Annotated in this window: 27 protein-coding genes and 2 tRNA genes; 14 read left to right on the top strand and 15 right to left on the bottom strand. The window is 54.0% G+C overall.

Annotated elements, in window-relative coordinates:
* Positions 1 to 23: 23 nt before the first annotated feature.
* The 5 genes from QZ517_RS00315 to QZ517_RS00295 form a co-directional block, all read right to left on the bottom strand.
* Positions 24 to 563, bottom strand: a complete 540-nt coding sequence (locus QZ517_RS00315) for a GNAT family N-acetyltransferase (protein ID WP_294220207.1) — start codon at positions 561 to 563, stop codon at positions 24 to 26.
* Between the two features lie 13 nt (positions 564 to 576).
* The gene (locus QZ517_RS00310; RefSeq protein WP_294220205.1) at positions 577 to 1170 is read right to left on the bottom strand and encodes a LysE family translocator; all 594 of its coding nucleotides are present in this window, start codon (positions 1168 to 1170) and stop codon (positions 577 to 579) included.
* 81 nt (positions 1171 to 1251) lie between these two features.
* A complete protein-coding gene (rpmA, locus tag QZ517_RS00305; RefSeq protein ID WP_283424789.1) occupies positions 1252 to 1521 on the bottom strand; it encodes a 50S ribosomal protein L27 in 270 nt (89 codons plus the stop codon).
* Positions 1522 to 1544: 23 nt separating this feature from the next.
* Positions 1545 to 2144, bottom strand: coding sequence for a 50S ribosomal protein L21 (locus QZ517_RS00300; protein WP_294220198.1), 600 nt, complete (start codon positions 2142 to 2144; stop codon positions 1545 to 1547).
* A gap of 196 nt (positions 2145 to 2340) precedes the next feature.
* Positions 2341 to 3210, bottom strand: coding sequence for a DUF2059 domain-containing protein (locus QZ517_RS00295; protein ID WP_294220196.1), 870 nt, complete (start codon positions 3208 to 3210; stop codon positions 2341 to 2343).
* A gap of 106 nt (positions 3211 to 3316) precedes the next feature.
* Here QZ517_RS00295 and QZ517_RS00290 point away from each other — a divergent pair.
* The 3 genes from QZ517_RS00290 to QZ517_RS00280 all read left to right on the top strand — a co-directional run bounded on the left by QZ517_RS00290 (position 3317) and on the right by QZ517_RS00280 (position 5001).
* Positions 3317 to 3406: transfer RNA gene (locus tag QZ517_RS00290), tRNA-Ser, on the top strand.
* Between the two features lie 204 nt (positions 3407 to 3610).
* On the top strand, positions 3611 to 3877 hold the full coding sequence (locus QZ517_RS00285) for a DUF3302 domain-containing protein (protein WP_294220195.1): 267 nt from the start codon (positions 3611 to 3613) through the stop codon (positions 3875 to 3877).
* Positions 3874 to 5001: a biotin/lipoyl-binding protein gene (locus QZ517_RS00280; RefSeq protein ID WP_294220193.1), complete on the top strand. Its 1128-nt coding sequence runs from the start codon at positions 3874 to 3876 to the stop codon at positions 4999 to 5001. Before QZ517_RS00285 ends, QZ517_RS00280 begins: the two co-directional genes overlap by 4 nt.
* Before the next feature lie 47 nt (positions 5002 to 5048).
* Here QZ517_RS00280 and QZ517_RS00275 read toward each other — a convergent pair whose 3' ends face one another.
* The 5 genes from QZ517_RS00275 to QZ517_RS00255 form a co-directional block, all read right to left on the bottom strand.
* Positions 5049 to 6026 (bottom strand): hypothetical protein, encoded by a 978-nt coding sequence (locus QZ517_RS00275; RefSeq protein ID WP_294220191.1) that lies wholly within the window; start codon positions 6024 to 6026, stop codon positions 5049 to 5051.
* A gap of 49 nt (positions 6027 to 6075) precedes the next feature.
* Complete coding sequence (locus tag QZ517_RS00270) at positions 6076 to 7086, bottom strand: HupE/UreJ family protein (protein WP_294220189.1); 1011 nt, start codon at positions 7084 to 7086, stop codon at positions 6076 to 6078.
* A complete protein-coding gene (locus QZ517_RS00265) occupies positions 7083 to 7925 on the bottom strand; it encodes a peptidylprolyl isomerase (RefSeq protein WP_294220187.1) in 843 nt (280 codons plus the stop codon). The genes QZ517_RS00270 and QZ517_RS00265 overlap by 4 nt, the downstream gene beginning before the upstream one ends.
* Before the next feature lie 361 nt (positions 7926 to 8286).
* A tRNA-Asn gene (locus QZ517_RS00260) sits at positions 8287 to 8361 on the bottom strand.
* Between the two features lie 111 nt (positions 8362 to 8472).
* A complete protein-coding gene (locus tag QZ517_RS00255) occupies positions 8473 to 9375 on the bottom strand; it encodes an MBL fold metallo-hydrolase (protein WP_294220349.1) in 903 nt (300 codons plus the stop codon).
* Between the two features lie 52 nt (positions 9376 to 9427).
* Between QZ517_RS00255 and QZ517_RS00250 the strand changes: the two genes are divergently transcribed.
* The 4 genes from QZ517_RS00250 (at position 9428) to QZ517_RS00235 (ending at position 13406) form a co-directional block, all read left to right on the top strand.
* Positions 9428 to 10750 carry an ATP-binding protein gene (locus tag QZ517_RS00250; protein ID WP_294220185.1) on the top strand — a complete coding sequence of 441 codons (1323 nt, stop codon included), beginning with the start codon at positions 9428 to 9430 and terminating at the stop codon, positions 10748 to 10750.
* Between the two features lie 112 nt (positions 10751 to 10862).
* The gene (locus QZ517_RS00245) at positions 10863 to 11510 is read left to right on the top strand and encodes a GGDEF domain-containing protein (protein WP_294220184.1); all 648 of its coding nucleotides are present in this window, start codon (positions 10863 to 10865) and stop codon (positions 11508 to 11510) included.
* Positions 11511 to 11604: 94 nt separating this feature from the next.
* Positions 11605 to 12633, top strand: a complete 1029-nt coding sequence (locus tag QZ517_RS00240; protein ID WP_294220181.1) for an N-acetylneuraminate synthase family protein — start codon at positions 11605 to 11607, stop codon at positions 12631 to 12633.
* Positions 12630 to 13406 carry a glycosyltransferase family 25 protein gene (locus tag QZ517_RS00235; protein WP_294220180.1) on the top strand — a complete coding sequence of 259 codons (777 nt, stop codon included), beginning with the start codon at positions 12630 to 12632 and terminating at the stop codon, positions 13404 to 13406. The genes QZ517_RS00240 and QZ517_RS00235 overlap by 4 nt, the downstream gene beginning before the upstream one ends.
* Positions 13407 to 13427: 21 nt before the next feature.
* Here the strand turns inward: QZ517_RS00235 and QZ517_RS00230 are convergent, their stop codons facing one another.
* Together QZ517_RS00230 and QZ517_RS00225 are read right to left on the bottom strand one after the other, a co-directional pair.
* Positions 13428 to 14246, bottom strand: a complete 819-nt coding sequence (locus tag QZ517_RS00230) for a glycosyltransferase family 2 protein (protein WP_294220178.1) — start codon at positions 14244 to 14246, stop codon at positions 13428 to 13430.
* 7 nt (positions 14247 to 14253) lie between these two features.
* Positions 14254 to 15027: a hypothetical protein gene (locus QZ517_RS00225; RefSeq protein WP_294220175.1), complete on the bottom strand. Its 774-nt coding sequence runs from the start codon at positions 15025 to 15027 to the stop codon at positions 14254 to 14256.
* Between the two features lie 210 nt (positions 15028 to 15237).
* Here QZ517_RS00225 and neuC point away from each other — a divergent pair, with 210 nt between their 5' ends.
* Together neuC and QZ517_RS00215 are read left to right on the top strand one after the other, a co-directional pair.
* The gene (gene neuC, locus QZ517_RS00220; protein ID WP_294220173.1) at positions 15238 to 16377 is read left to right on the top strand and encodes a UDP-N-acetylglucosamine 2-epimerase; all 1140 of its coding nucleotides are present in this window, start codon (positions 15238 to 15240) and stop codon (positions 16375 to 16377) included.
* 123 nt (positions 16378 to 16500) lie between these two features.
* Positions 16501 to 17763, top strand: coding sequence for a glycosyltransferase N-terminal domain-containing protein (locus tag QZ517_RS00215; RefSeq protein WP_294220345.1), 1263 nt, complete (start codon positions 16501 to 16503; stop codon positions 17761 to 17763).
* Here QZ517_RS00215 and QZ517_RS00210 read toward each other — a convergent pair.
* Positions 17760 to 18464 carry an acylneuraminate cytidylyltransferase family protein gene (locus QZ517_RS00210; protein ID WP_294220171.1) on the bottom strand — a complete coding sequence of 235 codons (705 nt, stop codon included), beginning with the start codon at positions 18462 to 18464 and terminating at the stop codon, positions 17760 to 17762. The genes QZ517_RS00215 and QZ517_RS00210 overlap by 4 nt on opposite strands.
* Positions 18465 to 18677: 213 nt before the next feature.
* Here QZ517_RS00210 and QZ517_RS00205 point away from each other — a divergent pair, with 213 nt between their 5' ends.
* A complete protein-coding gene (locus tag QZ517_RS00205; protein ID WP_294220169.1) occupies positions 18678 to 19583 on the top strand; it encodes a lysophospholipid acyltransferase family protein in 906 nt (301 codons plus the stop codon).
* Positions 19584 to 19703: 120 nt separating this feature from the next.
* Positions 19704 to 19934 (top strand): hypothetical protein, encoded by a 231-nt coding sequence (locus QZ517_RS00200; protein ID WP_294220168.1) that lies wholly within the window; start codon positions 19704 to 19706, stop codon positions 19932 to 19934.
* Between the two features lie 3 nt (positions 19935 to 19937).
* Here the strand turns inward: QZ517_RS00200 and QZ517_RS00195 are convergent, their stop codons facing one another.
* Together QZ517_RS00195 and QZ517_RS00190 are read right to left on the bottom strand one after the other, a co-directional pair.
* The gene (locus tag QZ517_RS00195) at positions 19938 to 20654 is read right to left on the bottom strand and encodes an RlmE family RNA methyltransferase (RefSeq protein ID WP_294220166.1); all 717 of its coding nucleotides are present in this window, start codon (positions 20652 to 20654) and stop codon (positions 19938 to 19940) included.
* Positions 20655 to 20723: 69 nt separating this feature from the next.
* A complete protein-coding gene (locus QZ517_RS00190; protein ID WP_283427493.1) occupies positions 20724 to 21836 on the bottom strand; it encodes a Ppx/GppA phosphatase family protein in 1113 nt (370 codons plus the stop codon).
* Between the two features lie 282 nt (positions 21837 to 22118).
* Here QZ517_RS00190 and QZ517_RS00185 point away from each other — a divergent pair, with 282 nt between their 5' ends.
* Genes QZ517_RS00185 through QZ517_RS00175 form a run of 3 tightly spaced genes read left to right on the top strand, consistent with a single transcriptional unit; the run spans position 22119 to position 24453 of the window.
* Complete coding sequence (locus QZ517_RS00185; protein WP_294220159.1) at positions 22119 to 22415, top strand: virulence factor; 297 nt, start codon at positions 22119 to 22121, stop codon at positions 22413 to 22415.
* 26 nt (positions 22416 to 22441) lie between these two features.
* The gene (locus QZ517_RS00180) at positions 22442 to 23365 is read left to right on the top strand and encodes a methylenetetrahydrofolate reductase (protein WP_294220157.1); all 924 of its coding nucleotides are present in this window, start codon (positions 22442 to 22444) and stop codon (positions 23363 to 23365) included.
* A gap of 11 nt (positions 23366 to 23376) precedes the next feature.
* A complete protein-coding gene (locus QZ517_RS00175; protein ID WP_294220155.1) occupies positions 23377 to 24453 on the top strand; it encodes a methyltetrahydrofolate cobalamin methyltransferase in 1077 nt (358 codons plus the stop codon).
* Positions 24454 to 24633: the final 180 nt, after the last annotated feature.

Raw genomic sequence — 24633 nt, 5'->3', positions numbered from 1 at the left:
CATACCTTGCCAGACGGCAAGGCTCAATCCAGTTTCAAACTATATGTCCAGGTCGGCACAGTGGCGTCACGCGCGACAGAAAAGCTTTCTGCATCTCCAAGGTACTGAAACCCACAATTGGTGAGCACGCGAGCCGAGGCCGGGTTGTCCTGAAACACAGAGGCAAAGATGGTGCTGCTGATCAGCGGGTTGGCTGCAATCAACGCACGCACAGCCTCAGAGGCCAGACCGGTATTGCGAAAGGCTTTGCCAATCCAATAAGCGATCTCAGTTTGGCCTTCGTCAATGCGCGTGAGGCCAACAATCCCCATAACCTCCGGTTGGCCTGCGGCGCTGCCGTCAAATGCCCACACGTCTTCAATGCGATCCGAAGATTGCGCCCGGTTGATCAGGGCCTCGGTTGCGGTTGGTGGTACGGGATGCGGTATCGAGGGCGTCATGCGCGCCAGCTCTCGATCCGCTGTTTGCATCTCGATCAGCCCTTCGTCAGAACGGCGCAGCGGGCGCAGCACAAAGCGCTCTGCTTCAATCACAGGCTGATTAACGATGGTGTCCAATTTCATCGCGGTCTCCTCCTCAAAGAACCACAAAAAGCACCGAGGCCACCGTCAAAGCGGCCAAAGTGCGCATCAAATATTTTTCCGCAGGCTTGCCAGCCACGGTGCGGGCGATCCGGTCCCCGGCGAGGGTCCAGATCGGATGGAAAACAGCCTGTGCAGCCAGTAGGCTGATGGCGATGGTTGCAGTGGCTTGCAGGGCGGCTGTCCCAGGTGTGACAAAATTTGTAAAACCGGCAACAATCATCGCCCAGGCCTTTGGGTTGAGCGGATGCACCAGCAGCCCGGCGGCAAACCCAGGGGGTGTCTCGCCGTCCTTACTGCCAGGTGAGAGCCGCAAATTGGCGACTTTCCATGCCAGCCAGCAAATGTAGGCGGCGCTGATCCACTTTAAGGCTGCAAACACCTCAGGTACGGTCTCCGCCACCCCCATCAAGCCAAATCCAATCGGCCAGATGATCAGCTGTTTGCCCAGGGCCACGCCCGCCACAAATGGCAGTGCCGCCCGAAATCCAAAACGAGCACCAGTGGCCAATAGCGCCATGTTCGCAGGACCAGGTGTGCCCACCTGACTTGCGGCAAAGATGCTAAAACTGATCATGGCGACGCTCATGGCGTGTCTCAAATCTCAAAAATGAAAAAGGGCCGGCTGTGTCAGCCGGCCCCCTAAATGTGTCATAACCTTAAGGTCGGCTTACTCTGCGGCCTCCGCCACTGGCAGGACCGAAATAAAGGTGCGGCCCTTGAGGCCTTTGTGGAACTTCACGTTGCCCTCGACGGTTGCAAAGATTGTGTGATCTTTGCCCATGCCGACGCCTTCGCCTGGCCACATCTTGGTTCCGCGCTGACGCAGGATGATGTTGCCAGAAATGACGTTTTCGCCACCGTACTTTTTCACGCCTAGACGACGACCCGCGGAGTCGCGACCGTTACGGGAACTACCACCAGCTTTTTTATGTGCCATATCGTTGCTCTCCTATACTTCGCTTACTTCGCCAGATCGGCTGCTTGCGCAACCCACTCAGGCTTCACTTTAACCGCATCAAAGCTCTCTACGTCAACTGCTGCCAGTTGGGCGTAAGAGGTGATGCCTGCGTCTGCCAGCTTTTTCGCTGCGGCCGGACCAACACCAGTGATGGCGGTCAGATCGTCAGCTGCTGCGGCAGGTGCTGCGGCTTTCTTGGCTGCTTTGGCAGGCTTCGCCGGTGCTGCAGCTGCAGGTGCGGATACGGAACCCGAACCGATAGCAGCTTTTACGCCGGATTTGTCTGCGCCAGAGGCCAGAATGTCGGTGATGCGAACCAGTGTCAGTTTCTGACGGTGGCCCACGGTGCGCTTGGAGCTGTGCTTACGACGACGCTTCACAAATTTGATCAGCTTTTCGCCTTTGATCTGGTCGATCACGTCGGCTTGTACAGCGGCACCTTCAACGAAAGGCGCGCCAACAACGGTGTTTTCACCGCCAACCATCAGCACGTCGTTGAATTGAATCTTTTCGCCAGCGTCTGCAGCCAGTTTTTCGACACGCAGGACATCGCCTGCCTGTACTTTATACTGTTTGCCGCCGGTCTTCAGGACTGCGAACATGTCCTATTCCTTCGATCTTATCGCGTCCTTTGGTCCCGCAGCCCGAAGGCCTTGGCGTTTTTGGCAGATGCCACCTCAAACAGCGCGCCCTGGTATGGGCTGTGTTACAAAAAAATCAGGCGCAAAGTACTTACCTCACGCCAGATGGGGGCTTATCCTGTGGAAAACCGATCAAGTCAAGGCGTTTTTGGCAGCCTTACAGGTCCTGAACCGGCTGGATGTCGCCCATGCGCAGCGCCAAAGCCTCAAAGCGGTTCGACATAACTTCAAAGTGCACCGCGTTCATCAGCTCATACACCGTCATCATGTCCGGGTGTTCGAGAGCTTCGGTATAGGCAACCAGTTCTTCCAGCGAAAAGTCCCGGTAGGTATAAGCAGCATTGGCCAGCGACGAGGTTTCGATCGCGTCGGCCATTTCTTCTGCGTTTTCGTTGAGAAGCGCGCGCAGGCCGTCCTCGTCGGTGCGCAAGTCAATCACCCCTGCGTATGACGCCGCCAGAATAAAGCGCACTTGGATTTCCGTCATCGCCTGAGGGCCAATGTCATTAGGATCAATCGCCACGCTCATCCGGCGAAACAGGTCAATGCGTGGATCTTCGTTTTCCTGCATGTCAGAAAGCATAGCGTTGCCCACAAGATTTTTCTCGTCGTCATCTGCCATGTGACTGTCGTTTTCAACTTGAACCAAACGCTGTCCCAAATCTGACGCATAAAATGAAGCGGCGTGGGCCAAAAGGTCATCATCAAGCGTGGCTTCCAAAATATTGAGTGCACGGTTTTGCATCAGATCCGTGTCAAACACGTCCTCAGCTACGGCTGTCCACTGGGCGCCAAAATCGCCTTGGTTCATCCCAAGCAAATCCGGCGCGGAAGTCGCCGACAGCGCAATGGAATCGATCGCTACATCAAAGCCTGTGATGTGTAAAAACGCGGCGACATTATCCCGGTCCGCAGCCTGTGCTAGCGACACAATGGCAAACAGGCACGTTAGAACAGACAACACCAGGACAAGCAGCTGGTTTTTGAGATGGGCAAACGGGGCCGCGTGGGCAGAAGTCTTTTGCATGGAGCTAAGCTAAATCATTTGTTGCACAAAACAATGCAAATCCCACTTGCACCACATCACAATCCCGATTAAACGACGCCCTCACAAAGACCACGGTCTATCGGACGGAGAGGTGCCGGAGTGGTCGAACGGGGCGGTCTCGAAAACCGTTGTCCCTTCACGGGGACCCAGGGTTCGAATCCCTGTCTCTCCGCCACTTTCCCTTGATCCCATACCGTTGAATTGTGCCTTTGGTGGCAATGCTCTGTATTTTTGGATGTTACGTACGTTAAGCTTCCAGAGATCATAGCACGGTTTTTATGGACATACTCCGACCAACCTGTTCGGATAAACCTCGCACACCCGTACAATTTTTAAGCTACCAACAATTTGAGCGTCTTTCTTTTTTGAGGAGTACAATGTGAGCGGATTGGACATTTTTGCCTGGGTGGTATTGGTCGTACTTGTTGTCACCGCCATAGCAGTTTTTCTCATTTTGGCTATGCTGCCCGGGAAAATCGCAAAACAGCGTCAGCATCCTTATGAAGAGGCCATCACTGTCGCAGGCTGGTTGGGCGCTTCTCTGGGGGGCGTATTTTGGCCACTTGCGTTGATTTGGGCGTTTTCCCATACGCCAAAATTAGCGAACTCTCCGAATGAGGCAGTTGTTGGAGGGACATCCAAATGATTGTTTTCCTCACTCTTGCTTATATCGCCGTTCTATTCGCGCTCATCAAAATCAAAATTCTACCCAATACAAAAATGACATGGCTGTCGACTGTGGTTTGGGTTGTGGTGTTGTTCATCTTCCTGTTCATCCCCATGCAGTGGGGCGCGCCGTCCGGGCCTATCCGCGTGATGACCCGTGTTGTCGAAGTTATTCCAAACGTAAACGGTGAAGTGGTGCGCGTGCCCGTTCAACCCAACACCCCACTTTCCGAAGGGGATGTGCTTTTTGAAATTGATCCTGAACCCTATGAAATATCGGTGAGCTTGGCCAAGGCTTCTTTGGCACGGGTTACGGCGCAGGCAATGCAGGATCAAGCCAACTTGGACGCGGCCAAGGCGCAGCTGTCACAAGCTGAGGCGCGTCGCGTTCTGGCGCAGCGGTTCTACGACGATGATGCGGAGCTGGTCAAAAGCGGGACCATCGCGGAACAACGCTTGCAACAACGACAGTCTGAGCTGGATGCGGCAATAGGCGCTGTTCAACAAGCGGAAGCAACCGTTGTCCGCTCGCTGACAGAGTTGAGCGCCATCACAGAAGACGGGACTATCGCCAAAGTCGCGGAAGCAGAGGCCAACCTGCGTCAGGCCGAATGGAATCTTAAGGAAACCTCCGTCAGAGCGCCATCAAATGGCTATGTTACCAACCTTGCCCTGGCAGTTGGTCAAAGGGTGACCAGTTTGCCCTTGGCTCCTTCAATGGCGTTTGTGGACACAAGTGAGAAGGTCTACGTCGCAGAAGTGCACCAAATCTACCGCCGCCACATCGAAGTTGGGCATCCCGTTGAAATGGCGTTCAAAACCATGCCGGGTCAGATATTGACCGGCACTGTCGAAACCTTGCTGGACATCTCCTCGCAAGGCCAAGCGGACGTGTCTGGAAATGTACTTGCTGGCGGGCAAACCCGTGCTGATCCGTTTCTCATACGTGTTCGCTTGGACAATTCTGAAATGGCGGCAAAACTGCCACCGGGTGCCGCAGGCACTTTTGCCATATATACCAATAACGTTCAGGCCACACATGTCATTCGCAAGGTCATGATCCGCATGACTTCGATCGTGAACTACATTAACCCGGCTCTATAAGGGTTTCTAAGTAGGCCTAATTTCCACCATAAACCCAAGCGCCTCAGTTAGTCTGATTGGGTTTCCAGCGCCAAAAAACGCAAGGCGGCCAAAGTGTCGTCTTCGCCCATCTCATCAATGTCCTCGTTGCTAGCCTCCGGAGCCAAAGCCCCAAATTGCAGGGTCACGATATAGGCCAAATCGACATCAAACAGCACAAGCGCAGACAAGGTTTCAGAGATCAGAGCGCGAGTTGCTACGTCGCCGGATTGAAAATGCATTGCAAAAGCCTGCACCAACGCGCTGCGGGTGTTGTAGGTGTAGGCTCGATTATTCAGATGGACCTCCGCCAACCAATGGACAGCACCCTGCCCGTCTAGCTCGACCAGGCTCAGCGCATAGGCGCCTAGCATGTCGCCGTCATTCTTTGCGCTTTGCGTGACACGGAGTTGTAGGAACCTACTGAGTTCCGGATCTTGCGCACTGAATCCCAAGAGAAGGATGCGGATTGCGCGCAAATCCATCTCCGTCAGCACATCGAGACCCGCGCGCAAACGTTTGGGATCCACTTCTAACTCAAGCGATTGCAGAGTGGCATAGGTTGCCAAGTCTAGCTCACGCAGGGCAATCTCACGAACTCTAGAGCTCTTATGCCACAATAGTTTGGCGAAAAAGATCGCGCGTGATGGGTCATTGTCCCGCCACTTCGGTAATGACTGCAGAATATCCTGCAACAACGGATCGAACTCAGAATCTACAGTGGCCAATCGATGCCAATCCCCGGTTTCCGCACTGCGCGCAAACAAGATTTGGCTTCGCGGTGTTAGCCGCATCAATCGACGAGTGGTGCTGTCGACCAAAAATGGCGGAGGGACGACGTTCTGGACACCGCGCAGGTACTGCATGATTTCAAAACGAAACGGATTGGTTGCACTGGGGCGCGCCAAGACAATAGTGTCAGCCTCCAAGAGCCGCTGCACCAAAGTGGCCTTTGGCTGATAACCGTGGAAAGCACATGGCTGCGCTGGCGTCGCTAACATCAGCATGCATGCAGCCGTCAATGTGGCACGCCTTAACCGTGGCAACAAATGCGCATTAGAACCCATAAATTCGTTCCGCCACCCAGAATGTCGCAACAGTGCCAATGGCATAACCGGCAGCCAAATTGGCAGAGGTTACCAGCTTCACCGACAAAACATTCAGCCCGGCAAGCACTGTCTTGAGCACATACCCCGCCGCCAAAACCACGCCAACAAAGGCCAGCTGTCCGGCCTCAACACCCAGATTGAAGGCCAGGAGCGCCATCGCGATGTCGACTTCGGGCAGGCCAATGTCCTGCAAAGCACCGGCAAATCCAAGGCCGTGCAACAGCCCAAAGGAAAAAGCCACCATCCAGGGTGCACGTTCAGACAGCCGCAACTTGGTCTCTTCCCGCTTCAGAATTTCGATTGCCAGGAAAACAACAGACAGAGCAATGATCGCCTCGACCGGCGGACCGGGGATCGACACGTGTCCCAAGGCCGCAAGCGCCAGTGTGATGCTGTGCGCCACTGTGAAGGCTGTGATTGCTCCGACAAGGCGGCGCTTGCTGCGGATCAGGAGAACCAAAGCAAACACAAAAAGAAGATGATCCCATCCTTCCAGAATGTGCTCAAATCCCAAGACCCCGTAGGTCCACCCAACTTGCAGCATGCTTTGCTGCTCTGGTATCAACAACGTTGTCTGCGTTGCAGTCAAACGTTTGGTCACGGGCGACGCATCCAGCGCCTGCAATCGTATCAGAACATCCGTTTTTTGAGACGCCAACCCATCCACGGTCACCGGCTTTCCGGACAGTCCTTGGTCACAAACTGCGATCCAATGTGACTGCCAAGCTGTTCCGTCCGACACGGTGTCTGGGCCGGACTGCGGCGTACAATTTCCCGGTAGACGCACCTCAATTGGCATCGGCCTGCCACGCACGTCAGGCTTTCGCCAAAACACTTGATAGGTATTGGTTTCGATCTCCCGAATATCAAGATACCCGGGGTCAAGCTCATGTGCAGCCGCTTGAAACGCCATAAAAATAGCGCTGTAGGTGAGCAATAGCCCCCGCAGCCAACTCATTGGCCAATCCAACTTTGCAGCGTGTCTTGGCTTGGCTGCGACACCTGATAGGCCTGCAACAAAGCCGCTTCTTGAGCTTTTCTCAGGTCATCTGCCAAACTGCTGCGCCAATCAGCCAGAACCCGTTCACGCACCAAGTCCAAACTTGGCACCTCCGAGGGTTGATATTCCAGAACCCGGACCGCGTGTAGGCCATAACCGGATGTAACCGGCCCACCCCACTGACCAACTGGTAAGGCCTCCAACTGGGCAAACGTCCCGCGCCCAAAATTGCCGTCCACCTGCACCCAAGTTGCCTTGGACATGGACCTGTGCAGCAACGATGACAACATCTCGTCTGGAGTCGCGTTTCCGGCGTTCAGATCTGACAACACACGCTCGATCTGTGCCGCATCTGCTCCAGGCTCCAATCCAATCTGTTCAAAGCTGATCAATGCAGGTGTTTTGAAAGTCTCCGGGTTCTCCTGCAAATGCTGGTCCAGCACCGCGTCCGCCGGCATGGCTGACTGCGCTGCGGACGCAATGAGAAAGCCCATTTTTTGCACCAGGCGATTGCGAACAACGCCATCGCCCTGATCCAGTCCAAGCACCTGCGCTTCACGGACCAGAACTTCATCTCTGACAAATTGGTCCACCATAACCTGCGCTTCTTCAGGGGTGGGGACCCGCTTCATTTGGGCATAGAAACGGGCAGCCAACCCTTCAAACACCCGCTCCGACACCACAATTTCATCTGCCGCAGGTCGGTTGCCAGCATCAGGGTTCTGAACAAAAAACCAGCCAAATATTGCGGCACCCAACAACGCAAAATGCAAAAATGGTTCTTTCCAGATCGACATAATCAATTCGCTTTCATTGTGGTTTTCTGGGAAATACCCAAATCTCTCGATGGGGCATGCAATTCAATTTCGTAGTGTGCCCTGGCGGTCTTCAGCGCGCATCAATTGAGCGGCCATGGCATCTGCGACCGAGAATACCGCGTAAACAGTTGGACTGTATATAGTTTTGTGGCGGTCAAAGGCCCGCTCTACGTTCGCCATTCTCCCGCCAAGAGCTTCCAGGAGTTGGCCCTGCCAAGCACATTTTCGACGAGGGCCAATGCGGCCCACCTATATAGTTCTGATCATTTGATTCTGAGGCATTTGAACCGCATTGCAAAAGCAAAAAAGCCTCCAACCCGTTAAGGTTAGAGGCTTTTTATGGCTCCGGCGGTAGGGATCGAACCTACGACCAATTGATTAACAGTCAACTGCTCTACCGCTGAGCTACGCCGGAACATTTTGTATCTGCCAGAGTGTGTCTCTGAAGATGTGGCGGGGTATAACTATGGTTTTCGGGGACGTCCAGAGGCTTTTTCGAAGTTTTTTGAATTTCAGTCAAAAAACTCTATTGAAGTTCAAAAACCGCATCTGCACACAGATCCCTAACAGCAGAAACCCTGCTTTTACCTTGTAAATCAACAAGGTGCGCAAAAACATTGCGCGCAGCGGCAGGCAGCAGCGCAGCAGGCGTTTCTTTGTATATCAAGTCGGCGAGCGTCTCTGCGGATGCTGGCCCCTCCCTTAGCGCCAGAAGAATCTCACCCTCCCGAGAACGGCGGTGCGCCATCAACCAATCTAATCGCGCCCCCGGTGACTCGATAGCTGGGCCGTGCCCCGCGTGAAAAAACCGCCAATTCCGTGCGCGTAGCTTTACACATGACGCCATGAAATCTGTCAGGTCTCCATCTGGCGGCGAGACCAATGAACTCGCCCACCCCATGACGTGGTCCCCAACAAAACAGATATCCTGCATGGCAAACGCAATGTGATTGCCAAAATGCCCTGGCGTGTGAATCACCTCAAGGGACCAATCTGGCCCCGAGATCATGTCTCCGTCTGCAACCAGCTTGTCGGGGGCAAAATGAGCATCCACCCCCTCGCCGCCACCAGCCAGGCCGGACTCTGCCAAAGCCTGCATCACGTCACTACGCCCTGCTGCCGGGCCGCCAAAACCAATGATCGGCGCGCCGGTTTTATCAGATAAGGCTGCTGCCAGCGGGGAATGATCGAGATGTGCGTGCGTGACGCAAATGTGGGAAATATGCTGATTTGGCGTCACCGCAGCCAGAATGGCCTCAAGGTGCGCCGCGTTGTCTGGACCGGGGTCAATCACGGCGAGCGCGGTGGTGCCAATCAAATAGGTGTTGGTCCCGCGAAAGGTCATGGGCGACGGGTTTGGCGCAAGGATCCTGCGCACCTTGGGCCCCAGCTCTACCGCCACCCCTGGTTCGGGGTTGAAAGCCATCATCTGCGCGTCCATGGTCGTCCTCTCTGAGAGTTGTCTATGGCAAGGTGTACGCATGTTTTTTAAGTGGCTCAAACGCTATATGCCTCGCAGCCTCTATGGTCGTGCTGCGCTGATCTTAGTGCTGCCGGTCGTGTTGTTACAGGTGGTTGTGACCTTTGGTCTAATCACACGCCACTTTGAGGGTGTAACTGAACAGATGACCCATACAGTGACTCGCGAAGTGCTGTTGGTTTTGGAGGGAATAGACAATCAACAGGACGTGCCAGAAGCGCTGCCCGTTGTGTTGAATATCCTAAACATGGAAATCAAATACGTTGAGCAGATCCAATCTGATGACACCCGGGTATGGTACGATTTTTCTGCCTTCATAATATCGCGCGAATTTCGCAAATTTCTGCCAGGCGTTACAGCTGTAGAACTGGCGCAAAAGGGTCAAGTTAGCCTTCATATGCAACGTCCTGAGGGCAATCTTGTGGTGACGTTTGATCGCCGTCGGGTCTCTGCCTCAAATTCACATCAACTATTTGTAAATATGGTATTTTTTGGCGCACTTCTGACGTTTGTTGCTTATCTGTATTTGCGCAACCAGCTGCGCCCCATCAAACGGCTTGCCGCCGCTTCTGAAGCGTTTGGCCGCGGACAGAACGTGCCATACTCGCCCGGTGGGGCCGTTGAGGTGCGCGCTGCTGGCAATGCCTTTTTGAACATGCGCGCCCGTATCGAGCGACAGATTGAGCAACGCACGCTTTTGCTTTCCGGTGTCAGCCACGACCTACGCACCCCATTGACCCGATTCAAACTTGGGGTGTCGCTTCTGGAAGACGAAGACCGGGAGCCGCTGGAGCGTGATGTTGAAGAAATGCAGCGCATGTTGGACGCCTTCTTGAGTTTTGCCCGCGGCGCCTACGAAGACGAAACGGAAAGGGTGGATCCAGCGGCCTTGGTTCAGGCCATCGTGCAGGATTTTGCCCGCTCAGGCGACAATGTGGACCTACATGAAATTGACGGACATGGGATGATTGCGCTGCGGCCGGTCACTGTCCGGCGGGCCATTGAAAATCTAATTGGAAATGCAGTGCGTTATGCCAATTGCGCCGAAGTATCCGTTCAGATCACCGATCGCTATGTGCGGGTGCGCATAGAAGATGACGGCCCAGGCATTTCGCCCGAGCAACGAGAGGAAGCGTTAAAGCCATTTGCGCGATTAGAGCCTGCCCGAAATCAAAACAAAGGCATGGGGGTGGGACTGGGTCTGTCAATCGCTGCAGACGTGGCGCGCGCACATGGTGGCATCCTACGCTTGGGGCAGAGCGACCGGCTTGGCGGTTTACGGGCAGATCTCGTTTTGGGACGCACCAATTCCCCCACCGCTTAAAGGATTTTTAGCGCGATACAGATAAGCCTGTAGGGACCTCCCTACTCGCTGTGAGTCTGAAATGATCCGCTCCTATACCCACATTGCCGTTTTTGTCGTCAGTTGGACCGCGATGGCCATTGGTGTGTGTGCCGTGATCGCTTTTGGTGTGCTTGATCTGACACCGAGTAAAAGCAATGTAACCATTGTATTTGCGACCCCCATGCTCTTGACACCGATCGCAGCACTTTTGTCTGGTCGTATGATCTTAAAACTGCACCGACTGTCGCAAAAACTGCAACATGCCAAGGATCACGACGCATTGACGTCAACCGTCACCAGGCAGTGTTTTTTTGATAAATTACAGATGATTGACATCGAAACCTCATCTGCAGTGCTCCTCATAGATATCGATCAGTTTCGCATTATCAACGAAACGCATGGCCATTTTGTCGGTGACATTGTGTTGCGGGAAACAGCGCATCGATTGATCAACAACACCCGTCGCGATGACCTCGTTGCGCGGTTTGGTTGCGAAGAGTTTATTGTTCTGCTGCCCAATACTGGCCGAAAAGATGCCGAGGGAGTGGCGGAACGCATGCGCGCAACAGTGGCGCGCACACCAATCCGCACATCTGTCAGCAAAATCCCGGTGACTATTAGCATTGGGATTGGACATATTTCTGGAGGCACTGATTCCCAAGTCGCAATACAAGAGGCTGATGACGCGCTATATGCAGCAAAAACAGCCGGTTGCAATCGGGTCAAAACTGCCGCCTGATCACGTGGCGTTTCCGCGCCTGCACAACTTTACAGCCAGAACTGGAACCGATAGCTGTCGTGTCACAAACGGCGACCGACAAAAAGGATGAGTCATGCGCATCGGCACTCGCGAAATTGGCCCCAACCACCCTCCCCTAGTGATTGCCGAAATTGGCATCAACCACGGCGGCGATCTTGCTGTTGCCAAAGAAATGGTGCGCCTCGCGGCCCTGTCTGGCTGCGAGATGGTCAAGCACCAGACACACTTTGTTGACGATGAAATGACAGAAGAAGCCAAAGAGATTTTTCCGCCTAATGCGGATGTCTCGATTTGGGAGGTCATGGAGCGATGCGCGTTGTCCGCTGAAGATGAGCTGGAATTGATGCGCTACACCGAAGAACTTGGCATGATCTTCATCTCCACGCCATTTTCCCGACGCGCAGCGGATTTCCTGGCCGAAGCTGACGTGCCGGCCTTCAAAATTGGCTCTGGTGAGGCTGACAATTTGCCTCTGATCCGCCACATCGCGTCGTTTGGCAAACCGGTGATTATGTCAACCGGCATGCAGACAATCGACACCATGCGCCGCTCAGTGGCAATCTTGGATGAGGCCGGCGTGGAATATGCGCTTCTTGAATGCACCAACCTTTACCCATCTCCACCGGAGATCGTTTCTCTGCGCGGTGTGACCGACCTAAAAGAGGCCTTCCCGAACGCAGTGGTGGGCTTCTCCGACCACTCCATTGGTCCAGAAATGGCCTTGGCGTCTGTGGCCCTGGGCGCCTGTATTTTGGAGCGCCACTACACCGACACACGCTATCGCCAAGGCCCGGACATCATCAATTCGATGGACCCGTCCGAGCTGCGTCACATCATTGAGCGTTCGCGTGAAATCTGGATTGCCGCCAACAACCCCAAACAACGCACAGAGGCCGAAGAGTCCGTATACGCCTTCGCCCGTGCTTCTGTTGTGGCTGACAAAGACCTGCCCGCCGGTCACGTGATTGGCGAAAAGGACATCTGGGCGCGTCGCCCAGGATCTGGTGAAATTCCAGGCTACGACTTTGACAAAGTTGTGGGAAAAACCCTTACCCGCGCGGCGACGCGCAATACTCAATTGAAGTGGGACGACCTGTCGTGAGCAACGTGCCCGACAATTTGGGTGTGTGGCTGATCAACATGGCCAAAGACACAGAGCGACGGCAGAATATGCTGTCGCAACTGTCTGAATTGGGCTTTGATGCCACGTTGTTTGAGGCGATCAACGGCAAAGAACAGGCTGAAACTCTGTCTGAACGCGTGGATGCAATCGCCTATGAGCGCAACATGGGGCAGCCGCTTCTACCAGGAAAAATGGGGGTTTACGCCAGCCATGTGGGTGTTTGGGAAGCCTTTTTGACCTCTGGCAAAGAGCTTGCATTGATATTGGAAGATGATGTGGTTTTTCACGACGACTTCCTGACGGCATTTAAAACCGCCTTGTCGGAACAATCCGAGTGGGACCTTATTCGCTTCAATTGTATTCGCGCCAAGATGCCGGTGAGCCAAAGCTCCAAAAACGGGTTTTCATTCAACGCGTACATCGGCCCCTTTACAGGCAATGCATGCTACATACTCACGCGGGACTTGGCAGAAAAATTACTCTCCAACATCTGGCCACAAACGCGCGCCATGGATCATGAATTAAACCGGTTTTTCCGACACGGGTATCGGCAAATTGGTCTGGAGCCCTTTGCCAGCCATCCCGACGATGGAGGGGTGTCCACCATCACCGGTGCTCAATTCAGCAACGTGAAAAAGCCACATTGGTCAAAACGCATGCCTCACTATCGGTTAAAGGCAGCAAACTATTTTCGGCGCCTTTGGTGGCTGTTTACACATGGCATGTTGTTCAAGACATCCAAGAAGCTCTAACGCACAGGCTTCGCGTTCCTGTCAGCCTTGCCAAATCCCATAAGTTTTGCGGAAATAGTCGATGCACGCGCGGTTGGCTTCAACCCGGCCATGTCCTTCGTGGATCAGTTTTGCGAGCGACTGATCTCTCAGATTCACCTCATGACCCATCGATCGAATTTTCTTTTCGGTGTTCAGCCAAATCGGAATGCCACGGCGCTCCAAACAGCCTGAAAGCCAAACATCATCAACTGTCCAAAGCACATCCGGAATATCATAACAGGCGTCGTCAAAAAACTCGGGCTTCACCAAAACGCCACCCCAGCCTTCCAGAATATCAACGTAACCAGCACGATTGGCTTTTGATGGTTTCCATTTTCCCAACGAAGCTGCGCGTTTGATGCGATAGGCAAGGTCTTTTTGGATAAAACCGGCTCGAGGACTGCGTGCACCTTGCCATCCGTCATTTGCGTAATGCGGCGCGCTCAACTGACCGCCCTCTTCGCAAATACAACAGTCTGGGTGCGCTTTGGCCGCGTCCACATATCGTTGCGCCCAGCTTGCATCGTACAGCTTGTCATCGTCGCAAAATAGAATTTGGACATCCTGACCGCGGTATTCCCTAGCAGCTGGCAGAACTTTAGTCGCGGGCCCCAAATCCTCATCGATAACACGCAAATTCACCCCCTCGGGCACCTTTGGCAAATCGCTCAGATCATATTCGAAGCGTTTGTATCTGCGCGCCACGTAAAGGTTGATGGCTTCGATCTCGGCTGTCTGCTCCAACAGATGCGCAAGATTGTCCCCAACAAACGGGAAGCGTGGTGGAATGGTTGTGAGTGAGAGCACCAAACGGGTCATGTGGTCGTTAGTCCTTGAGAGTTCCGCCAAAACGGGTCCAATAGTCGACCATCCAAGGCACTTTTCCGCGACCGTAGTGTGGGAATTTATCCCAGTTACCGGCAGGTGGATCAATCAGATCAATTGGCCGTGGCCGGCCGTGAAAACATAGGATTTTGGCGGTAGGCACTTTAGGATGCAAAATCCGGTCCAGAATAATCGGCTGACGCAAATGGTATTTGAAGCTCTGCAACCACTCGTCTGGCCAATACTGAATCTCTCCAAATCCGAGCTTTGAAAATTCACCGTGCAGGAAATCCTGCTCATTGCCATATGCCGTTAGAAGCTGATCCATATCAGCCACAAAATGATCAACGATTGCGCCAATGCGCCCGATTTCAAAGGCAAAAATGCCCGTGCCGGTGCGTGCAGGACCGGATTTGTAGCGCCAGGGACAGGAGTCCAAGCAAACAAACGCTCCGGGGAAATCGAACATTTCGCTGAGATCGCCAGAAATCACAGTGTCCAAATCAATGAACAACGCTCGGCCTTTCAGGCCATATAGATCGCCGGAAAACACGGTCAGTTTGGGCCAAGCACCGGCCTTCCAGGCGCTCTGCGGGAGACCAATGTCAGGAATTGGGTGTGTCACAACGCCTGGATCAATACCTTCGGCGTCATCCGTCAAGCAAACAAACGTGAAGTCACCGTCCATGTTGGCTTTGGCTGCGTTGAATAGCACGTTCACGTACTCCGCAGAATACAAAGTGCCCCACTTCATCGTTAGAATGACACGATCCATTCATCGCCCCTTTTAAGAGATGTTAACGTGCAAAGGTATGGCCTTGCGATGACGCAACACCTAGCCATTGAAGGTCCACAAGTCCAGCATTTGGCCGCCCATTTCCCTCTATTGTCTTCCCTTCCCTGCACGTCTAAATTCTTGGAAAATGTATCAAAAGGCGATGTGAGCGGGCCTGCCCTTCCTCACAAACAGTTCTGGGAGTCACCGGTGGTCACATCTTCTGACAAAAAGAAAAGCTTGCTGTTTCTCACGGGCACGCGCGCTGATTTTGGCAAACTGGAACCGCTTGCGATTTCGGCACGTGACGCAGGCTTTGAAGTCACGTTTTTCATCACTGGAATGCATATGTTGGAGCGCTACGGGCGCACCAAAATTGAAGTGCACCGCATGCCAGGTGTTGTAACACACGAGTTTCTCAATCAGCGCCCCGGAGACCCGCAGGATATCATTCTAGCCAAGACGGTAATTGGCTTCTCGGATTACGTCACCGAAACCCGCCCTGATCTGGTGGTTGTGCATGGCGACCGCATTGAAGCTCTGGCGGGCGCGCTTGTGGCAGCAACCAACTACATCCCTTGCGCTCATATCGAAGGTGGCGAAGTCTCTGGCACCATTGATGAAATTTATCGTCACTGTAACACCAAACTGGCGAGCCACCATTTTGTCAGCTCTGAAGATGCCAAACGCCGCGCAATGGCGATGGGAGAACCTGAGACCGCAATTCACGTGATCGGTTCACCCGAACTGGATTTCCACGCCGGATCGTCCGGCGTCACTTTGGACGAGGTTAAGGCACACTACGACATCACATTTGATGATTTTGGGCTCGTAACGTTCCACCCGGTGACCTCAGAACAGGCCAGCATGGGCGCACAGGCACAGGCCCTGTTTGACGCCTTGGAATCTTCAAGCCGAAATTTTGTGGTGATCGCACCCAACAATGATCCCGGTTCTGAGGACATTTTTGCAGTGCTCGACAAGCTTCCGGTCGACAGATTCCGGCAATTCCCCTCAATGCGCTTCAACCATTTCTCTGAGTTGATGAAAAATGCGTCCTGCATGATCGGCAACTCTTCCGCTGGCGTACGCGAAGCGCCTTTTTTGGGATTGCCGTCGCTGGATATTGGCACCCGTCAAACCAACCGCGCTCAATCTGGCTCAGTTTTTAGTTGCGCTGCAAACAACCGCAAAACAATTGATGCTTTCCTCACAGACAACTGGGGTCATCGCCACGCGCCGCATACGGGATTTGGCGAAGGCCGCGCGGCAGAACGGTTTGTCGAAATTTTACAAGACGATGACTTCTGGTCACAAGGTTTGCAGAAAGCCTTTCACGACATCGGATAGACAACTACATCTGGTGACAACAATCGCCGCACCAGTCCCACCTTAGGATTACACTTCATGCCCCTGAAATTACGCGCCTTTCTTGGGATGTGGTCCTTGATATGGCACGCTTTATTGCCCCTCGTGATCGTGTATCTGAGGCGCCGGGCGCGCAAAGACGCACTCTATGGGATGCATGTAAAAGAGCGATTTGGCATCCATGGCACTTCTATGCGCGGTGCTGTTTGGGTGCATGCTGTGTCCCTTGGCGAATTGCGTAGCGCTGTGCCAATGATTCAAGCCTTTCTCGATCAGGGCGAGAAAGTGGTTGTGACACAATTCACCCCGGCTGGTCGACGTGAAACGGAAACCGTTTTTGCAACCGCGATCACTGCTGGTCAGTTGCAAACTGTCTGGGTTCCGTTCGAAACATCCTGGGCCTTCAAGGGCTTCTTTAAGGCCTTTGCACCCAAATTTGGCTTGGTCATGGAAATCGAAGTTTGGCCGCGAATGGTCATGGCCAGCAAACGCGCCAATATTCCGCTCTTTATGTGCAACGCACAATACCCTTCCAAATCAATTGTCAAAGATCAAAAAACCTTTGGTCTCCGCCCTGCCGTCATGGCGCAGTTTGCCGGGGCTTTTGTGAAGTCCGATCTACAGGCAGAAAGATTTGCGGCTGTTAATGTGCCAAACATCCACGTCACTGGTGAGCTGCGCTTTGATCAACCAATACCGCCAGCTCTAATTGCTGCGGGACCAGTCGCACGCAGCTGGCTTGGTGCTGATAAAAGACCTGTGATTACACTTGGATCCACTGTCGAAGGCGAAGACGCGCTTTACATCGAAACCATGAAGCTGATGTTGGCGGCAGCCAGCCCAAAGCCCCTGTTTGTCTATGTCCCACGCCGTCCAGAGCGCTTTGACGAGATTTATGACCGGTTGGTGGGCGAAGGATTCAGCGTTCTGCGCCGCTCCACGGCTCTACCAAACACGATCACTTCAGGCACGATTGGCGCCGTTGCAAAACCGGATGAGTCACCTGACGTCTTCTTGGGAGACAGCTTGGGAGAAATGTATTTCTACCTCTCCATGGCAGACAAATCTGTGGTTGGCGGCGGTTTTGTACCCGCTGGAGCGCACAACATCATTGAGCCTCTGGCACTAAAAAAACCTGTCATCACTGGGCCGGAAATCTGGACAATTGAATACCCATTTACTGAGGCCGCAGCGGCGGGCGTTGCCTGTGCCAAGGCAGATGCAACCGCACTCGCACTGGCCCTTTCCGGCGAATTTACACCATCAGAAGCCGCGATTGACACCTTTTTTGAGAACCATGCCGGCGGCACACAAAAACTGATGCACGCACTGCCTATAGCCCTAGCAGCGGCAAAAAACTGCGCTTAAAGGCGTCCTGCGTTCAATTCGCCAAGCAGGTATTGCACCAACCCAAAGTCATGCGGCTCATCAATGTCAAACCCGCGGATAGACGGGATTTCAAAAGGCAGCACACGGCCTTCGTAGATGGTTTTGGCACTATTAAGATAGTCTGGCGCAACCACGTAAACACAGCCGACGTGTTCATAAACTTTGGGTGCTGACTGACGCGCCCAAACCCCACCCGGCAGGATCTTTGAGACTTGCAACGCACCTGTCTCGTCTGGCTCAACCAAGTTGAAATAGGGGTTTTTGCGCGCCTCACAGACGCTCATCACCATATCCGGTTTATCCGCTTCAAACAGGGACAGTGCGCCAGTGATATCCTCCGGCACCCGCAGCGGGTTGGTGCAATCCAGATCCAAGAACGCTGACACTTTTTGCCCCAAAACCTGCTCGCTGGCCTCAAGTGCATGTTGCCAAACGCCCCATTTGGGCGCCGTGTCAGTTGCTAGGGCTGCGGGGCGTAGACCGATATCCAAAGCGCCTTTCGCCACAGCATGCGCATAGATTTCCTCGTCATCAGTGGACACCACAACAGCATCAACTTGCGGATGCGCAAACAGCATGTCCAAAGACCAATCGACCAATGGTTTACCTTGAATCATCCGGAAATTCTTACCAGGCACGCCTTTGGAGCCTTTACGAACTCCTATATGTCCAAGGATCATGACATTTCCTCCTTCTCACGCACTGCCTAGTGCACCGATTACGCTGAGTTTTACCGGAAAGCCCCGCTTTTAGGGCCGACATAGTTTTACAAGGTGTTACGACGCACCTTTCGGTGACGCAATCGCTATTTACGGCATCCAGCTTGCGTCCAACTCAAACCAAACCTAAGTATCGTGCCAGCAACCGACGTGGATTATGCGGGACATTCGTACATGGGCACTTCCGAGAAGAATTTTGGATATAAAGTCAGTGACGTCCTCATTCGCGGTTTCCTGTCTTTGATGCGTAAACTACCTTATGATGCGCGCATGAACACCGTCGCTTGGCTTGCCGATCATGTTCTTGTCCCCCTTTCTGGAAACCGGCGTCGTATTCGGGACAACCTTGATTTGGCTATGCCCGAGCTATCAAATCCAGAACGCGAAAAAATTGTGCATGACGTGGCACAATCCATGGGCAGAATGCTGATGGAAACCTACTCAGGTGACGAATTCCAAGCTCGTGCGAGTGGCGCACCCATTGTGGGACCAGGCAAGGCTGTGTTGGAGCAAGCCCATAAAGACGGCAAGGGCGCGATGTTGGTGACAGGCCACTTTGGCAACTACCTCGCTGTGCGCATCTCATTTTTGGCCGGCGGCATCCCGATTGGTGTCCTGTATAAGCGTATGTCAAATCCGTTTTTTAATGAGCATTACGTGGCCGCGATGGAAGCATTTGGAGAACCCATGTTTGAACGCGGTCGCCGCGGCATGGCCAACATGCTCAAGCACCTTCGTGGCGGCGGATTTGTCGGCATTGTGCACGATCAACGGATCAATGACGCGCCAGTTTACGATTTTATGGGCAAACCTGCCCGCACTGCAGAATCCGCAGCAGAACTTGCACTCAAGTACAAAGTTGATCTCGTACCCTGCTACGCTATCCGTCAGACCGACGGCGGCTTCATTATCGAAACCGAAGCGCCCATTCCGCACACAAATGCGCAGGAAATGACCCAACTTCTAAACAACAGCCTCGAAGCACAGGTGCGCCGCAACCCTGGTCAATGGATGTGGACTCACAACCGCTGGCGCGACGCGGGCAATGACACCCCTGAGGATCGTGCACGCGGCAACTGAAGTCGCAATTCCCCAAAATCTCCACATTTGCGCGCCACTTTGACCACAGGTGGCAGACATAACTTATGAGTGGCCTTCTGCATCTTTCCGGCCACACATAGCTGCCTAAGGAGACTTCCGATGCATCACGCGCCTCAAGGTGTGGCTGCACAGCCAACCCGTCACGCCCGTTTGTTTGAGCTGATCCGCCAAAAGAATCTTTCAGCCATAAATCCGCCTGCTGAAGTGGTGCGCGTTGAGCCAAAGCGTCCAATTCATGCCAAACAGCCAGAGACGTTGGAAGTTGAGTTTGAATTCAACGCCAATCGAATGCTGAAGTCAGCCTCCAATTCTCTGCGTCGTGCCAGCTGACCGTTAGCCGCGAAAACCCGTGGCGACCACAAACTTCTCCGAGCTGTCAGATCGGCTGCTCGGCGGCTTAACGTTGGCAACTTTGGTGAACTTTTGCTTCAACAGTTTTTGAAGCTCCCCTTCCGCGCCACCGGCCAGCACTTTGGCCACAAAAGTACCGCCTTCATCCAGCACATCGAATGCAAAATAGGCGGCCGTTTCACACAGCGCCATAATCTTGAGGTGGTCTGTCTGTTTGTGGCCCGAACTTGACGCAGCCATGTCACTCATTACCACATCTGCTTTGCCGCCCAGCCATTCCTTGACCTGATCGTCCGCACCTTCATCCATAAAATCAAGCACATGGATTTCGGCCCCTGCAACGGACTCAACCTCCTGCAAATCGATGCCCAAAAGGGTGCCGACTTTCTTACCGGATTTTTCACCAAGCGCATTGATACGGGGAACGGCCACTTGAAGCCAACCGCCCGGTGCACAACCCAAGTCGACAACCCGAGCGCCTGGAACCAGGAAACGGAATTTGTCGTCCACTTCCATGATCTTATACGCCGCACGGCCACGATAGCCTTCGGCTTTGGCCCGCGCCACATAAGGATCATTCAGTTGACGTTGCAGCCAACGGGTGCTGGACAGTGTACGACCACGCGCCGACTTAACCTTGATGGTCAAATCCCGCTGTCCACGTCCCGAAGTATTTTTACCGGTAGGTTTCTTGGCCATTTCCGTCACCACGTTGCTTTGAAACAAAGCCTTCTAGTCATTTCTGCAAGAGTCACAAGCGAAACCGCCTTAAAACGGTCCGTCTTCAAGCACTCCATCCGCACTCATCTGGGCATATAGCAACCCTTCGCGCAGGCCACGGTCTGCAACTGAGAGCCTATCCGTTGGCCAACATCGCAGCAATGCCTGCAAAATCGCAGACCCGCTCATGATCAACGCCTGCCGATCTTGACCTATGCGTGGATCTGCACGTCGTCCCTTGGGGCCAAGATCAAGATAGCCGCGAATGACTTTATCGATTTGCTCGCTGGTCATACGCAACCCGTCAACTTTGGTGCGATCGTAACGCCGTAGACCCAAATGACTGGCAGCCACTGTGGTCACCGTGCCGCTGGTGCCAATGATCTGAAATCCTTCGCTGGGCGGCGCATCTTTGTAAGGGGCAAATTCACTAAGGTTTTCCTCAAAGAACCAGCTCATCAATGCAAACCGCGCGGAGTCGTCTTCCACGTCGCGAAACTGATCGCGCAGCGTGGCCACTCCCAATGGTACCGAAATCCAGTCAACCACTTTGGCTGCCGGGAACGGGCTGTCCACGGAGTGAAACCCACTGCGCAGACGCATAATGGCCCGCGCCCGCTCTATTGGAGGCACCGATGTCAAATCCATCCACACCAACTCGGTTGAGCCGCCGCCAATGTCCACCACAAGCAACTGTTCTGTCTTAGTGCTCACCAAGGGCGCGCAGGAGATAACCGCCAAACGCGCTTCTTCCTCGGGCTGGATAATTTCCAGCTGCAGGCCAGTTTCCCGTTTCACCTGACGCACAAACTCGCGGGCATTTTTTGCCCGACGACAGGCCTCTGTCGCGACAAGTCGCATGCTTTTGACTTTGTGGCGCTTCAGTTTCTGCTGACAGATGCGCATGGCTTGGATGGTGCGCCGCATAGACCCGCGCGAAAGCCGCCCAGTGCTTTCCAGACCCGAGCCCAACTGGACAGACTTACTAAAGCTGTCCACCACATGAATTTGACTGCCCTTGGGTTGGGCAATCAACATGCGGCAACTGTTCGTGCCCAGATCCAGCGCCGCGTAAAGCGAGCTGGGATCAGGCGGTTTCGGCGCGGGGCTCTCAACCGGTTTAGGGAATGCGCCCGCACCTTTGGGACGCTTGGGCGCCATCGTTACGCCCTCCATTTCGTGTTACCTTCAACGTAGTCTGTCGCCCTGCCCCGTGCAATCCCGTTTCGCAGCCAATCACACACAAGTCCCAGCCGCTGCTGCTCATCTTCTTCATGCAAAGATTTCACAGCCTCCCCCATAGCCAAGCAGGGCTGCCTCTCGCTACAAAGCGTCCACAACAAACCCCAAGGTCGCGTTACGCCGTCCTATTGTCGAAATTGAGCCAAATCGGTCGCAGCGCCTGCCCTAGGAATGAGGGACCGATACCGGAGGAATCACCCCATGCCTGATGTCACAATTGTCTACTGGCGCGATATTCCTGCTCAAGTGATTGTGGGCAAAGGGCGCCGTGGCGCAAAAAGACCTTTGGCTGAACGCTTTGAGCAGGCTATTGACCGTGCGGCAATGAAGATTGGCGCGTCTGACACCGACGCCTATCTGGCGGAATGGCGCAAAGGGGTTCCTTATCCGGTGGAGGGAGAGCCGCAGGCCGTCCTCGAAAATGAGGTGGCCCGGCTGGAGGCAGAGTTTGATCAGGACCGCATCAAGGAAATGATCAACAATGAAGGCTGGGCGTGACACGCCCCTCTTTTTGGGAGGCCGCAATGGCTTTGTTGAACTTTAAGCGCAAGACCGAAGAGGTCAAAACAACGTCTCCTGAGATGGAAGCTTTTTTGCAAGGCTACTCCATCGAAGTGATGCCCCGCACGGCGGCAAAAGTAGATGACTTCCGCACGCTATTGCCCGCAGGTACCCGCGTTTACATCGCACATATCGACGGCACCCCAATTGAGGAGATGATCGACACTGCGCGCCGCATTGCGGCCCAAGGCTACGAGATCATGCCGCATTTCCCCGCGCGCATCATCAAAGACAAAGCCACCTTGGAAAATTGGATTGCCATGTATCAGGGCGAAGCGGACGTGAAACAAGGCCTCATGTTGGCAGGTGGTGTGTCTGTGCCCCATGGTGACTTCGAAGACTCCATGCAACTGCTGGAAACCGGTCTGTTTGATAAAGCTGGCTTTGAGCATCTGCACGTTGCTGGCCACCCAGAAGGCAACAAAGACATCGATCCAACCGGCGGTAGTGCCAATGTCGATGCCGCACTGCATTGGAAGCAGGACTTCTCTCAGCGCAGTGACGCCAAGATGGCGATCGCGACGCAGTTTGCGTTTGAAGCCGCCCCCATCATCGACTGGGCAAATGACGTAAAATCGGCCGGTATCGACATTCCAATCCACATCGGGATCGCCGGGCCAGCCAAGCTGCAGACCCTCATCAAGTTTGCCATCGCCTGTGGTGTTGGACCGTCCCTTAAGGTACTTCAAAAACGCGCGATGGATGTCTCCAAATTGCTGCTGCCTTATGAGCCAACTGAGGTTCTTACCCAGCTGGCCAACCACAAGGCAGCCAACCCCGAGTTCAACATCGACTCGGTGCATTTCTTCCCACTTGGCGGGATCAAAACCAATGCCAACTGGGCCATCAATAATGGTGGCGCCTCCGCGCAACCAGCCAAAGTCTGACAGGATTAATTATGACCCGTACCGTTATAGAATCAAACTCAAAAACTGCGATCATGGGTTTTAACGAGCCGTTCTGTGTGATCGGCGAACGCATCAACCCAACAGGCCGCAAAATCCTGAACGCGGAACTGGAAGCCGGCGATTTCTCTCGCGTGCAAGCCGATGCCTTGGCGCAGGTGGCCGCAGGCGCTACCGTGCTCGACATCAACTCCGGCGCCGTATTCTCCAACAAAATGGCCGAAGATCCGCGCTATGCCGACAACAACTTTGTCGAGCCGGACCTGATGCGCCAGTTGGTCGAAAAAGTGCAAGAAGTCACCGACTGTCCGCTGTGCATCGACAGCTCTGTGCCGGGCGCACTTGAGGCTGGGCTAGAAGCCGCCAATGGTCGTCCGCTTTTGAACTCCGTCACTGGCGAAGAAGAGCGTCTGGAAATTGTTTTGCCATTGGTCAAAAAATACAATGTGCCGGTAGTGGCCATTTCCAATGACGACACCGGCATTTCCGAGGACCCGGACGTGCGCTTTGCTGTGGCCAAAAAAATCGTCGAACGCGCAGCGGACTTTGGCATTCCCGCGCATGACATCGTGGTTGACCCTCTGGTGATGCCAATTGGCGCGATGGGAACCGCTGGCCTGCAAGTTTTCACGCTTGTACGCCGCCTGCGCGACGAACTAGGCGTAAACACCACCTGCGGCGCCTCAAACATCTCTTTTGGGCTTCCCAACCGGCATGGCATCAACAATGCCTTCCTGCCAATGGCAATGGGCGCCGGTATGACCAGCGCCATTATGAACCCAATTGCCTTGCCTGTAGGCCCAAAGAAGCTCGCCGAGAAGAAAGCTGAAGTTGCAGCCGCAGGCATCGTTCTGCCTGAAGGAATGGACGACGAAGCATTTTGCAAAATGTTTGGCATCGGCTCAACAAAAGCACTTGCAGGAAAGGAAATGGAGGCCATACGTGCTGCCAACTTCCTGACCAATAACGACGATGGTGGCGCAAATTGGATCAACTTCAACAGGCTTCCAGAGGCTGCTGGTGAAGGCGGTCGTGGCCGTCGGGGTGGCGGGCGTCGTCGCCGCGCTTAACGGCCGACTCAACCAATGAGAAAAGGGCGGGGATTTTTCCGCCCTTTTTCTTTTTCCAAACTGTTTTTACAGGTCCGTTTACCGTTTGGTCAGCTCTGCAGCTCTAAAAGCAGCTTACCAATTGGCAAGCCGCGGACCGCTCGGTAAGCTGCTTTCAAGAAACAGAGCTCTGCAGGACCA

Source organism: uncultured Shimia sp. (assembly GCF_913054185.1).
Taxonomy (GTDB): Bacteria; Pseudomonadota; Alphaproteobacteria; order Rhodobacterales; family Rhodobacteraceae; genus Shimia.
This window is presented reverse-complemented; position numbering and strand designations above follow the sequence as displayed.